Source organism: Streptomyces araujoniae, assembly GCF_050871195.1.
GTDB lineage: Bacteria > Actinomycetota > Actinomycetes > Streptomycetales > Streptomycetaceae > Streptomyces > Streptomyces bacillaris.
The window spans coordinates 7,020,348-7,032,508 of record NZ_CP194070.1 but is presented as its reverse complement, the minus strand read 5'-3'; the positions used below and the strand labels follow the sequence as shown (position 1 = coordinate 7,032,508).

9 protein-coding genes and 1 tRNA gene are annotated in these 12,161 nt (G+C 71.8%); 6 read left to right on the top strand and 4 right to left on the bottom strand.

What is annotated here, in order from left to right:
* The first annotated feature begins 114 nt into the window (after positions 1-114).
* Complete coding sequence (locus tag ACQ9ZG_RS29975; protein ID WP_109914064.1) at positions 115-1,317, top strand: cytochrome P450 family protein; 1,203 nt, start codon at positions 115-117, stop codon at positions 1,315-1,317.
* A gap of 343 nt (positions 1,318-1,660) precedes the next feature.
* Here the strand turns inward: ACQ9ZG_RS29975 and ACQ9ZG_RS29970 are convergent.
* Positions 1,661-1,734 (bottom strand) — tRNA-Pro (locus ACQ9ZG_RS29970).
* A 126-nt stretch (positions 1,735-1,860) separates the two neighbouring features.
* Here ACQ9ZG_RS29970 and ACQ9ZG_RS29965 point away from each other — a divergent pair.
* Together ACQ9ZG_RS29965 and ACQ9ZG_RS29960 are read left to right on the top strand one after the other, a co-directional pair.
* The gene (locus tag ACQ9ZG_RS29965; RefSeq protein WP_109914065.1) at positions 1,861-2,580 is read left to right on the top strand and encodes a thiamine pyrophosphate-binding protein; all 720 of its coding nucleotides are present in this window, start codon (positions 1,861-1,863) and stop codon (positions 2,578-2,580) included.
* A gap of 93 nt (positions 2,581-2,673) precedes the next feature.
* Positions 2,674-3,576 carry a transketolase family protein gene (locus ACQ9ZG_RS29960; RefSeq protein WP_109914060.1) on the top strand — a complete coding sequence of 301 codons (903 nt, stop codon included), beginning with the start codon at positions 2,674-2,676 and terminating at the stop codon, positions 3,574-3,576.
* Positions 3,577-3,744: 168 nt separating this feature from the next.
* Here ACQ9ZG_RS29960 and ACQ9ZG_RS29955 read toward each other — a convergent pair whose 3' ends face one another.
* Positions 3,745-4,143: an MmcQ/YjbR family DNA-binding protein gene (locus ACQ9ZG_RS29955; RefSeq protein ID WP_109914061.1), complete on the bottom strand. Its 399-nt coding sequence runs from the start codon at positions 4,141-4,143 to the stop codon at positions 3,745-3,747.
* Between the two features lie 230 nt (positions 4,144-4,373).
* Between ACQ9ZG_RS29955 and ACQ9ZG_RS29950 the strand changes: the two genes are divergently transcribed.
* The 3 genes from ACQ9ZG_RS29950 to ACQ9ZG_RS29940 all read left to right on the top strand — a co-directional run bounded on the left by ACQ9ZG_RS29950 (position 4,374) and on the right by ACQ9ZG_RS29940 (position 9,971).
* The gene (locus tag ACQ9ZG_RS29950) at positions 4,374-7,880 is read left to right on the top strand and encodes a ThuA domain-containing protein (RefSeq protein WP_109914062.1); all 3,507 of its coding nucleotides are present in this window, start codon (positions 4,374-4,376) and stop codon (positions 7,878-7,880) included.
* 149 nt (positions 7,881-8,029) lie between these two features.
* A complete protein-coding gene (locus ACQ9ZG_RS29945; protein ID WP_109914063.1) occupies positions 8,030-8,758 on the top strand; it encodes a sugar phosphate isomerase/epimerase family protein in 729 nt (242 codons plus the stop codon).
* Positions 8,759-9,110: 352 nt separating this feature from the next.
* Positions 9,111-9,971 (top strand): TetR/AcrR family transcriptional regulator, encoded by an 861-nt coding sequence (locus ACQ9ZG_RS29940; protein WP_499281413.1) that lies wholly within the window; start codon positions 9,111-9,113, stop codon positions 9,969-9,971.
* A gap of 235 nt (positions 9,972-10,206) precedes the next feature.
* On the opposite strand, the gene ACQ9ZG_RS29935 is transcribed toward ACQ9ZG_RS29940, so the two are convergent.
* On the bottom strand, positions 10,207-11,085 hold the full coding sequence (locus ACQ9ZG_RS29935; RefSeq protein WP_109915601.1) for an ABC transporter ATP-binding protein: 879 nt from the start codon (positions 11,083-11,085) through the stop codon (positions 10,207-10,209).
* A gap of 5 nt (positions 11,086-11,090) precedes the next feature.
* The gene (locus ACQ9ZG_RS29930; protein ID WP_109915602.1) at positions 11,091-12,110 is read right to left on the bottom strand and encodes an ABC transporter substrate-binding protein; all 1,020 of its coding nucleotides are present in this window, start codon (positions 12,108-12,110) and stop codon (positions 11,091-11,093) included.
* Between the last annotated feature and the right edge of the window lie 51 nt (positions 12,111-12,161).

Here is a 12,161-nt window from a genome sequence, read left to right as displayed (position 1 = left end):
CGTTCGCAGCCCGTCCTCCCCCGGCCTGTCTCCCCCTCCCCCTCCGCCCTCCGTAGACCTGGAGCCCTGTTGAACACCTCACCGCAGAAACCCACGGCCGACCGCCCGCACCGCCTGGACCCGGCGGGGGGCTGCCCGCACGCGGCCAACGCCCGACTCCTGGCTCAAGGCGCGGTGACCCCGGTGGTCCTTCCCGGCGAGGTGGAGGGGATGGCCGTGCTGGGCCACGACGCGCTGAAGGAGTTCCTCGCGCACCCCGACGTCGCCAAGAACGCGCAGCACTTCACCGCGCTCCAGGCCGGGGAGATCGCCGACGGCTGGCCGCTGAAGACCTTCGCCACGGTGCAGGGGATGACGACCGCGGACGGTGACGACCACCGGCGGCTGCGGTCGCTGATGGGCAAGGCGTTCACGGCCCGCCGGGTCGAGGAACTCCGCCCCTCCGTGAAGGAGTTGACGTCCCGCCTGCTGAACGGCCTGGAGGCGGCCGCCTCCGAGGACGGCGTCGTCGATCTGCGCGCCCACTTCGCGCTGCCGCTGCCGATGGGGGTCATCTGCGAGCTGCTGGGCGTGGACGAGGCCCACCAGGACCGGCTGCACGACCTCTCCAACAAGATCGTGGCCACGGACATCGGGCCGGCCGAGGCGATGGCGGCCAACCGCGAGATGGTGGAGGTGCTGAGCGCGGTCGCGGCCGCCCGTACGGCCGACCCGGGCGACGACCTGACCAGCGCGATGATCGCGGCCCGCGAGGAGAGCGGCGACCGGTTCAGCCCGCAGGAGCTGATCGGCACGCTGATGCTGACCATCATCGCGGGCCACGAGACGACCCTGAACCTGATCACGAACGCCGTACGCGCCCTGTGCACCCACCGCGACCAGCTCGACCTGGTCCTCTCCGGCGGGGCGAGCTGGGCGGACGTGGTGGAGGAGACCCTGCGCTGGGACAGCCCGGTCAGCTACTTCCCCTTCCGCTACCCGACCCGCGACCTGACCCTGGACGGCACCGTGATCCCCCAGGGCACCCCGGTCCTCGCCGGGTACTCGGCGGCCGGCCGCGACACCCGGGCCCACGGCCCGGACGCGGCCCGCTTCGACATCACCCGCACCGGCACGTCCCGTCACCTCTCCCTGGGACACGGGGCGCACTACTGCATGGGCGCGCCCCTGGCCCGTCTGGAGAGCACCACGGCCCTGGAACAGCTCTTCACCCGCTTCCCGTCGCTGGACCTGGCGATTCCGGATGCAGAACTGCCGCGCCACGCCTCGTTCGTGGGGAACAGCGTGCGGAAGTTGCCGGTGCGGCTGAAGGGGTGAGGGAGAGCCGCTTCCGGTAGGACCTGACCTTGATCCGCCGACGCCGAGGTCCCGGGTACACGTCCTGCGCGGGATCGCCGGCCCCGGCTCACCGAGCACCACCCAGAACCACCGACACCCGCACATCCGCAAGACCACGGCGGCCGGGACCGCTCTCCCGGTCCCCGTCACCGCGCTGAGCGCACCGCGCTCGCCGCCGGGCCCCGTCGTCATGACCCGCTGCCCCGGTCAGGGACGCCGGACCTCCGGCTGGTCCCGACCGGTCCCTACCTGGTCCCCAAAAATGATCAAGGGCCGGTCTCGGATTGCTCCGAAACCGGCCCTGATCTGCGACTGTCTCCAGTCGGGACGACAGGATTTGAACCTGCGACCCCTTGACCCCCAGTCAAGTGCGCTACCAAGCTGCGCCACGTCCCGCTGCCCGCCTGACCTGGGGTTTCCCCTGGCCGAACGCGCATGAGAACAATACCGCACTCCAGCAGGTGGTCACGAATCCCTTTCCCGCTTGACCTCAAGTTTGGTTGAGGTCGGATGCTCGGTGGCATGACGAACATGACCGCCGCACCGGTACGCGGCCTCCACGGCTCCTACGACTTCCACGACCTCGGCCGGCTGATCTCCCTGATGACCGGCGCCGAGAAGCACGCCCCCGCCGCGCACTCCACCACGGACGCGCTCTGGGTGCTCTACGACCGGGTCCTGCGCGTGACGCCCGCCACCGCCGACGATCCCGGGCGGGACCGCTTCCTCCTCTCCAAGGGCCACGGCCCCATGGCGTACTACGCCGTCCTGGCGGCCCATGGGTTCTTCGACGAGGAGGTGCTGCGCGGCTTCGGGACGTACGGTTCGCCGCTCGGGCACCACCCGGACCGGCTGCTCGTCCCGGGAGCGGAGATCGGCAGCGGCTCGCTCGGGCACGGTCTGCCGCTGGCCGTCGGGACCGTGCTCGGCCTACGGGCGCAGGGGCTCACCGACCCCCGGGTCTGGGTGCTGGTCGGTGACGCCGAGCTGGACGAGGGCAGCAACCACGAGGCCATCGCCCACGCGGGACCGGCCGGGCTGGAGCAGCTCCACACCCTGGTGATCGACAACGCCTCCGCCACCCACGGCTGGCCCGGTGGCATCGACTCCCGGTTCGAGGCGGCCGGCTGGTCGGCGGCAACGGTCGACGGCCGCGACCACGAGGCCCTGTACGCGGCCTTCACCGCGCCCCACCCCGGCCGGCCCCGGGCCGTGGTCGCCCGCGTCGAGCCCAAGCACTGACCGCCCCCGCACGTCCCACCCCGAACAGCCCAGCCCGGCCCGGACCGCTGCGAACCGCTCCGGACCGGCGGATTCCCTGGAGGAACCCTTCCCATGGACACCATGCGTGACCGATTCATCACCACCGCCTCACAGCTCCTGGAGGAGGAGCCCCGGCTGGCCGTCGTGCTCGCCGACATCAGCGCCGACGGCTTCGCCCCGGCCCGGCGGGCCCACCCCGACCGGGTGATCAACGTCGGCATCAGGGAGCAGTTGCTGATCGGCGCCGGAGCGGGGATGGCGCTGACCGGGATGCGGCCGATCATGCACACCTTCGCCAGCTTCCTGGTGGAGCGGCCGTTCGAGCAGGTCAAGCTGGACTTCGGCCACCAGGGAGTGGGCGGGATCCTCGTCAGCGCCGGGGGCTCGTACGACTGGCCCGCCGGGGGCTTCACCCACATGTCACCGGGCGATGTGGCGCTCCTGGACACGCTGGAGGGCTGGACGGTCCATGTGCCGGGCCACCCGGACGAGGCGGAGGCGCTGCTGCGGGGCGCGGTGGACGGCGACGACCGGGTGTACGTACGTCTCTCCCTCCAGGCCAACCGGGAGGCGCGGCCGGTGGCCGGTGGCGGCGGGTTCTCCGTCGTACGCGAGGGGCGGAACGGGACCGTCGTCGCGGTCGGCCCCATGCTCGACAACGTCCTGACGGCCACGGAGGGGCTGGACGTGAGCGTGCTGTACGCGACGACCGTCCGGCCGTTCGACGCGGCGGGCCTGCGCCGGGCCGTGGGTGCGGGCGCGCGGGCCGATGTGGTGATCGTGGAGCCCTATCTGGCCGGTACGTCGACGGCGCGGGCGAACGAGGCGCTGATGGAGGTGCCGCACCGGGTGCTCGGCCTGGGGGTGGGACGCGCCGAGCTTCGGCGGTACGGGCAGCTCGACGAACACCTGGCCGCGCACGGACTGGACGCACGGGGGCTGCGGGAGCGGATCACCGGCTTCCTGCGAGGCTGAGGCTGAGAAGCCAGGACGAGGATGCGTGTACGTACGCGAGGACGCGTGTGCGGGGTGTGCGAAGAGGCTCGGCCGGCACGCCTGCCGGGGCGGTCCCGGCGCCGCGCGGGGACCCCGTACACCGAACCCGGTCGGCGCCCCTCGGCATCCACCGGAGGTAGTGCCCCCTCACCCCTCCCCCGGCCCCGCCGGCTCCGGCTGGGCCGCCAGCAGGCGGCGGGGGGCGACCTGTCGCCAGGCGTCGGCGAGGATGGCGGCCAGTTCGTCCGCACCCTCCAGGGCGGCCAGCCGGACCCGCAGCCAGGCGTAATGGTCGTCGTGCCCCTCCTTGAGGAAGAACTTCTCCGGTTCGGCCGCGATCAGCTCCGCCCGGTCCTCCCTGGGGCACTTCACCCCCATGGCCGTGTCGTCGTCGCCCAGCGAGGCGAAGATCCTGCCCGCCACCCGGAAGGTGGGCTGCCCCCAGGCAAGCTTCTCGCTCGTGTCGGGCAGGGAGAGGGCTGCCGAGCGCACGGCCGCGGCGGTGACGCCGCCCGCCTTCCCGCTCCTGGTGCTTCTGGCGGTCATCCCGGTGCTCCGATCTCCCGACCCGGTGGCCCCCGGCGGCCGTTGCCGGGATTCGACCGTAGCCCCCGGCACCGACATCCGCCCCCGGCCGGGGCTTCCGCCGCCCCCGGACCGGCGGGCTCCGCAGACCCATTGACCCCGTCGGAGCCGTGAACCTACCCTGAACGGCGTACTTCAGAAAGCGCTTTCTACACCCCCGTAGTCGGCATCTACCGCACAGGGAGCGCCCCATGAAACGCCGTTCGTCACGCCGGTCCGGCCGCAACGGCCGTTCCCTCGCCAGACCGTCCCCCCTCATCGCCGTCACCTCGCTCCTGGCGCTGGTCCTCGCCCTGCTGGTGGCGGTGCCACCGGGGGCGCAGGCGGCGGCTCCGTACCGGGTGCTCGTCTACTCCGAGGTCACCAACTTCACCCATGACTCCATTCCGGCCGGGATCGAGGCGGTGCGAAAGCTCGGGGCCGAGCACGGCTTCGAGGTGGAGGCGACCGACGACTCCGCCGTCTTCAACGACGCCGACCTCGGCCGCTTCCAGGCCGTCGTCTTCAACAACACCAACTCCACCCCGGAGTCGGGGGACTTGCTGAACGCCGACGAGCGGGCCGCGCTCCAGCGGTTCATCCGTGCGGGCGGCGGCTGGGTGGGCGTGCACGCGGCGTCGGCCAGTGAGCGGGACTGGGAGTGGTACGAGGGACTGGTCGGCGCGATCTTCGACCAGCACCCCGCGGTGCAGACGGGCCGGATCAAGGTCCTGGACCGCGCCCACCCGTCCACCGGGCATCTGCCGGAGCTGTGGGAGCGGACGGAGGAGTGGTACAACTGGCGCTCCAACCCCACCTCCAAGGTGCACACCCTCGCCCAGATCAAGGTGCGTGACGGGGTCACCGGTCTCGACGAGGGCGTGGACCACCCGTTCTCCTGGTGCCAGAACTACGACGGCGGGCGCTCCTGGTTCACCGCGGGCGGCCACGACAGGGCCGCCTTCCAGGAGGAGGGGTTCGTCAACCATCTGCTCGGCGGCATCCAGTGGGCGGCCGGTGCGGCGGAGGGCGACTGCACCGCGACGCGTACCGGGTCGTTCCAGCGTACGGCGCTCGCGACGAGCGACCTGGCCGACCCGTTCGAGCTGGCCGTCGCCCCGGACCGCCGGGTGTTCTTCGCCCAGCGGACCGGAAAGCTGAAGGTGGTCGACCAGGTCACGATGAAGGTGTCGACCGCGCTGGACTTCGCGTACACCCCGGAGATGACCAGCCAGTCGGACGGGCTGCTGGGGCTGACCCTGGACCCCGGGTTCGCGGAGAACAACTGGCTCTATCTCCTCTACTCCGACAAGGTCGAGAAACGGCTGAACCTCTCGCGCTTCACCGTGGACGGCGACACCGTGGACCCGGCCTCCGAGAAACGGCTGCTGACCGTGCCGACGCTGCGCGGCGAGGGCCGGGCCAACTCGCACATGGCCGGTTCGCTCACCTTCGACAAGGAGGGCAATCTGTACGCGGCGACCGGTGACAACACCGACCCGTTCGCCTCGGACGGCTTCACTCCCATCGACGAGGGCGAGGGCAGGCGCGCCTGGGACGCGCAGATGACCGCGGGCAACACGAACGACCTGCGCGGCAAGATCCTGCGGATCACCCCGCAGGACGACGGGACGTACACCGTGCCGGAGGGGAACCTCTTCACCCCGGGTACGGAGAAGACCCGGCCGGAGATCTACGCGATGGGGATGCGCAACCCGTTCCGGATCACCACCGATCCGCGGAGCGGGGCGCTGATGGTCGCGGACTACGGCCCCGACGCGCGGGCCGCGGTGGCGGACCGGGGGCCGGAGGGGACCGTCGAGTACATGCGTATCACCGAGGCGGGAAACTTCGGCTGGCCGTACTGCATCGGGAACAACACCCCGTTCAACGACTACGACTTCGCGACGAAGACGTCCGGTCCGACGTTCGACTGCTCGGCTCCGGTCAACGACTCGCCGAACAACACGGGGCTGCGTGAGCTGCCGCCCGCCCAGCCCGCGACGGTCTGGTACGCCTACTCCGCCTCGGCCGAGTTCCCCGAGCTCGGCACCGGCGGCGGCGGGCCGATGGCCGGGCCCGTCTACGCCTACGACCCGGACAACACCTACCGCACCAAGTTCCCGGCGTACTTCGAAGGGAAAGCGTTCAACTACGAGTTGACGCGACAGTGGTTCAAGACGTTCTCGTACCAGAGTGAGGACCAGAGCTTCAGCGATCCCCGCTTCGGGCCGGTGCGGGCGGGCGACCTCCACTCCATCAACGGCATCTTCGAGGACATGGAGTGGAACCAGCCCTTCGACGCGGACTTCGGACCCGACGGGGCGCTGTACGTCATCGACTTCGGGCTGGGCAGCGGCACCGGGCGGGGCGGCAGCAACGAGGGCGCGGGCATCTACCGCATCGACTACGTCGGTGACGGCCGGCTGCCCGACGCCAAGCTCTCCGTCGACCGGGACAGCGGTCCGGCCCCGCTCACGGTGAACTTCTCCAGCGAGGGCTCCGGGCTCTTCCTCTCCGGCGACCAACCGGTGGATTATGCCTGGGACTTCGACGGAGACGGCGCCACGGACTCGACGGAGGCCAACCCCTCGCACACGTACACCGCGAAGGGGCTGCACACGGCCCGGCTCACCGTCACCGGACCCGGCGGGCTGACGGCACTGGCGGTGCGGGACATCACCGTCGGGAACACCCGGCCGGAGGTGACCATCCAGCAGCCGCCGGACGGAGGGATGTTCAGCTTCGGCGACACCATTCCCTTCACGGTCGAGGTGAGCGACGAGGAGGACGGGCAGAGCGGTCCGATCGACTGCTCGCGGGTCGTGGTGCAGTCGCAGCTCGGCCATGACACCCATCTGCATCCGCTCGACAACTACACCGGCTGCACGGGCGAGATCGTCACGGACGCCGGAGACAGCCACGGCCCCGGACAGAACCTCTATTACGGGATCACCGCCCAGTACGAGGACAAGGGCGCGCCGGACGCCCCCGCGCTCACCGGCTCCGCCTCACTGACCCTGCGCACCTCCTTCCGCGAGGCCGAGCACTTCATCGCGACCGGGGGCCGTAACGGCGGTGCCGAAGTGGGGAGTCGGGCGGACGCCTCGGCCGGGAAGCGGCTCATCGAGATCGAGGACGGCGACTGGGTCACCTTCGATCCGGTCCACCTCCAGGGGGTCGAATCGGTGACGGTCGGCGCGTCCTCGGGCGGGCTCGGCGGCACGGTCGAGTTCCGGTCGGGCTCCACGACGGGCGAGTTGCTCGGTTCGGTGACCGTGCCGAACACCGGCGGCTGGGAGAAGCTCGTCTCGCCGACGACCGCGCTCAAGGACCCGGGCTCCACGACGAAGCTGTACGCCGTCTTCAGCAACCCGCAGTGGAGTTCCGACAAGGCCGACCTGCTCTCCCTCGACTGGCTGCACTTCAACGGGCCGGGCGTGGAGAAAGAGGGCGGTGCGCGGGTGGTGGTGGAGGCCGAACCGGCCGACGGTGCGGCGCCGTCGACCGTCGCGCTGAGCAGCACGGTCGAACCGGCGGCGGGCCGCACGATCGCCTCGTACCACTGGGACTTCGGGGACAACGCGAAGCCGACCGGCCCCGAGGGGCCGACGGCGACGCACACCTACGACCGCAAGGGCGCCTACACCGCGCGTCTGACGGTCACCGACGACAAGGGCGACACGACGACCGGCGCCGTGCGCATCGATGTGCGATGAGAGGCGGGAAGCACGTGAACAGCACACGAAGAGCCTTTCTCGGCACGTCACTCGGGGCGGCCGCCGCGGTCGCCCTGGGCTCGGGACCGGCAGCAGCCGCGGCGGGCGGGCGGCGGGGCTGCCGTCGCATCCCGCCGTCCGGGATCGGTATGCACCTGTACACGATGCGGACACCGCTCGCCGCGGACTTCGCCGGGACGCTGGAGCGCCTCGCCGCGATCGGATACGCGACGGTCGGGGTCAGCGGCCGGCACGGCAACTCCCCCTCCGCGATACGGCGGATGCTGGACCGGGTGCGGTTGAGGGCGGTCCTGGAGCACGTCGGCTACGACACCGTGACCGGCGCCGGACTGCCGCAGGCCCTGGAGGACGTCCACACGCTCGGCGGGCGGTGGATCGTGGTGCCGAGCCTGCCGGGAGCACTGCACTCCCCGGCCGGATACCGGGAGGTGGCACGGCAGTTCAACCGGGCCGGGCTCGCCGCCCGGGAGTCCGGCCTCAAGCTGCTGTACCACAACCACGGCGGCGACCACGAGGTGGTGGACGGGGTCAGCCTGTACGACATCCTGCTGGCCGAGACCGATCCGGAGCTGGTCGGCTTCGAGCTGGATGTGTACTGGGCGGCCAAGGGCGGCTCCTCGGCTCCGGGCGACCTGTTCGTCCGGCATCCCGGGCGGTTCCCGGCGCTCCATGTGAAGGACATGGCGCCGAACGGGGACTTCGCGGATGTCGGGTCGGGGGTCCTGGACTTCCCGGCGATGTTCGACACCGCGCGACAGGGCGGGGTGCGGCAGTGGCTGGTGGAGCATGACGCCCCGGCCGGCCCGTTCGCCTCGGCACGGGCGAGCTACCGCTATCTGTCGCGGCTGCGCTACTGACCCGGCGGCGGCGCGCGGCACGGTGTGAGGTGGTGCGCCGTGGCGGTACGTGGCGCGGTGCCGCGTACGGGACGCGCGCCGCGCGGTCCGGTGCCGGGTGCGGGGTTCCGCGCCCGGGACCGGGCCGCGTCCGGTGCCGGGCGCGGCCGCGAGGAGTTCGCCGTACCGGGGGAGGACGGGCAGTCCGGGGGCGGTGTGCGGAGCGGGCTCGGTGGTGGTCATGGGGTGCTCCGCGCCGAGATCGATTCCGTCTGGCTCCCGTCGGACACCGCGATTCCAGAAATGGGTCGTCCCCCTTGCGGTTGTTAGACTCTGTAACAGGGGTGAGCACGGTCGGCGAGAGGGGACCGCCATGGAACGGGCCCAGCAGGGACCGCGCGCCCGGTACCGGGAGCAGACCCGCGCGGAGATCAAGAACCTGGCCCTGCGGCAGCTCGCGGAAGGCGGTGGCGGCGCCCTCGCCCTGACCCGGATCGCCAAGGAGATGGGCCTCTCCGGACCCGCCCTCTACCGCTATTTCACCAGCCGGGACGACCTGCTCAGCGCCCTGATCAGGGACGCGTACGACGATGCCGCGGCCGCGATGGCCCGAGCCGCGGCCCGCTCGGCCCGAGGCTCGCGCGGGGGGCGGGCACGGCTGCACGACCTCGCCGCCGCCTACCGTGCCTGGGCGGTCGCGGAGCCGCACCGCTATCTGCTGATCCGGGGCGATCCGGTCCCGGGCTATGTAGCGCCGGCCGACACCCTGGAGCGGGCCCGCGCGGTGCTGGGGCCCTTCCTCCCGCTCTTCGCCGCCGGGAAACCTGGTCCGGCGGTGGCCGGCACGGTGGAGGAGATGGCCGCCTGGCTGGCGGCGGACGGGACGGTGGGGGCGTGGGTGGCCCGGTACGCACCGGATGCGGTCGCACCCGGCTTGGAGGCCGGTGAGGCCGGTGAGGCCGGGACTGCCCAGGCGACCGGTGAGGCCGGAACCGCCGTGGAGGCTGGGACTACCAGGGCGACGGGTGAGGCCGACGCTGTTCGTGGAACCCGGACCGGAGGCGGGGACCGAGCCGCTGCCTCGGCGCTGGCGGGGGCGGTGCTGGCCTGGACCCAGGTGCACGGCTCGGTGAGCCTGGAGGTGGCCGGACAGTTCACCGGGATGGCGCACCGGGGCGGCACCTTGCTGGGCGCCCACATGGAGCTGCTGGCGGACGCTTTCGGGCTGGACTGAGGCGTCCGGGGGGGCGCCCCCGGGAGAGCGGGCCCCGGGGAGGCCGTCCCGCGAAAGGTACGGGGCCCCGGGAGACCGTCCCGCGCGAGGCCGGGGGCGCGCGGAGTGCCCCGTACCGAAAGGCAGAGGTCCCGAGCGGGGTGCCGTACGGACTCGCCCACCCGCCCCCGTACGACTCCCTCCCAGCTCCGCTCCCGTACGGCTCCCCCGCAGGCCGCCCCCGTACGGCCCCCGCTCAGTCCTGCGCCGACACCGCCCCCAGCAGTTCGCGGATGCGGGCCGCCGCCGCGCGGAACTCCGGGCGCCCCAGCGTCTCGCCGTAGTCGCGCTCGGCGGGCAGCCCCACCTCGATGATCTCCGTGATGGTCCCGGGGCGCGGGCTCATCACCACGACCCGGTCGGCCAGATAGACCGCCTCCGAGATCGAGTGGGTGACCAGCAGGACCGTGGTGCCGGTGGTGCGCCAGATCCGGTTCAGCTCGGTGTTCAGCTGCTCGCGGGTCAGGGCGTCGAGCGCGCCGAACGGCTCGTCCATCAGCAGGACGGGCGGCTCGTGGAGCAACGCCCGGCAGAGCGCGACCCGTTGCTGCATGCCTCCGGAGAGTTCGTGCGGGTAGGCGTCCTCGAAGCCGGTGAGGCCGGTCATCCGGATCAGCTCGTCGGCCCGGGCACGCGCCCGCGCCGCGGGCATGCGGCGCATCTCGGCCTGGAGCAGGATGTTGCGCAGCGCGGAGCGCCACTCCAGCAGGGCCGCGCGCTGGAAGACGTAACCGATGTCGTGGCGCGGGCCCTTGACCCGTTCGCCGCCGAGCAGCACCTCGCCCGAGGAGGCCGTGAGCAGGCCGGCGACCAGTTTGAGGAGCGTGGACTTGCCGCACCCCGACGGGCCGACGATGGCGACGAACTCCCCCGGCGAGACATCCAGCGAGATATCACTCAGCGCCGTCACGTCGCGCTTCTTGCTGCGGAACCGGACCTGTACGTCGGCCAGTTGTACTGACGCGGCCCCGACACCCGCCCCGGCACCGGCGGTAGGTGCCCGCTCGGCCGAAGTCCGCTCGGCCGGAGCCTCCTCCGCCGCGGCCCGCTCGCTCGTCGCCCGCCCCTTCGGCATCGTCGTCATCCCTTCAACGCCGTCTTCGTGTCCCAGTACTCGGCCACGGCCTTCGGCGAGGCCACCATGCCCGCCTCCGCGAACACGTCGATGGTCTGCTGCCAGTCGGCCTCGGTGTTGGTGCCCGGCGCCTGCCCCTCCGTGGCCTCGGTGTGCAGCAGGGTGAGCGTCGTGGCGAACTGCTCCGACAGGACCGACTCGGGGGGCAGTTGCCCGGACGCGCCCTGCATCGCGGTGACCGCGGGCCCCGGCGCCTTCGCGGCCGCCGTCCACGCCTCGCTCACCGCCGCCACCATCCGCCGGGCCAACTCCGGCTTCGTGGCGAGGATCTTCTGCCCGGCGAGCAGCCCGTTGGAGTAGAAGTTCAGGCCGTGCTCGGAGAACCGGAGGTAGGAGACCGGCTTCTTGGCCTTGTCCTGCATGGTGGGCCCCTGGTCGCTGGCGTAACCGAGCAGCCCGTCCGTCTTCCCCGAGATCACGGCGGCGATCTTCCCCGCCGGGTCGGTGTTCTGGACCTTGACGTCCGACTCGCCGATGCCGTTCTTCTTCAGGAAGATGGGGAAGGTCTTGGAGAGCGCGTCCCCGGCCGTTCCGGCGATGGTGCGGCCTTTGAGGTCGGCCGGTTCGGAGATGCCCTCCGCGCCGAAGGACTGCACGGAGGCGGGCGTGGTCTGGAGGAAGACGCCGAGGCTCTTCACCTTGACTCCCTGGTCCACCCCGGAGAGCAGCGCCGGGGTGTCCGCCCAGCCGAAGTCCGTCTGTCCGGCGGCGGTCGCCTGCACCGTCTTCTGCGAGCCCTGGCCCGCGCGGACTTCGAGGTCGATGCCGTGCTTCTCGAAGATCTTCTGCTGCTTTCCGTAGTAGAACGGGGCGTGTTCGCCGTACGGATACCAGTTGAGCGTGAGCGTGACCCGGTCCAGCTTCTTGCCGGAGTCGCTGGTGGTGGTCGACGCGTCCTCGCCGCCGCAGGCGGTCGCCACCAGGACGAGGGGTACGGCACCGATGAGGAGTCTGCGCGCGTGCATGGGCTGGCCCTTCTCGCGACGGGTCGGTACGGGAGGCGACCCGGAATCGTC

Bases quoted from the DNA above. Each gene is read 5' to 3' on its own strand.
- ACQ9ZG_RS29965 (WP_109914065.1), top strand. From the start codon at position 1,861: ATGACGAACATGACCGCCGCACCGGTACGCGGCCTCCACGGCTCCTAC.
- ACQ9ZG_RS29940 (WP_499281413.1), top strand. From the start codon at position 9,111: ATGGAACGGGCCCAGCAGGGACCGCGCGCCCGGTACCGGGAGCAGACC.
- ACQ9ZG_RS29955 (WP_109914061.1), bottom strand. From the start codon at position 4,143: ATGACCGCCAGAAGCACCAGGAGCGGGAAGGCGGGCGGCGTCACCGCC.
- ACQ9ZG_RS29945 (WP_109914063.1), top strand. From the start codon at position 8,030: ATGCACCTGTACACGATGCGGACACCGCTCGCCGCGGACTTCGCCGGG.
- ACQ9ZG_RS29960 (WP_109914060.1), top strand. From the start codon at position 2,674: ATGGACACCATGCGTGACCGATTCATCACCACCGCCTCACAGCTCCTG.
- ACQ9ZG_RS29930 (WP_109915602.1), bottom strand. From the start codon at position 12,110: ATGCACGCGCGCAGACTCCTCATCGGTGCCGTACCCCTCGTCCTGGTG.
- ACQ9ZG_RS29950 (WP_109914062.1), top strand. From the start codon at position 4,374: ATGAAACGCCGTTCGTCACGCCGGTCCGGCCGCAACGGCCGTTCCCTC.
- ACQ9ZG_RS29935 (WP_109915601.1), bottom strand. From the start codon at position 11,085: ATGCCGAAGGGGCGGGCGACGAGCGAGCGGGCCGCGGCGGAGGAGGCT.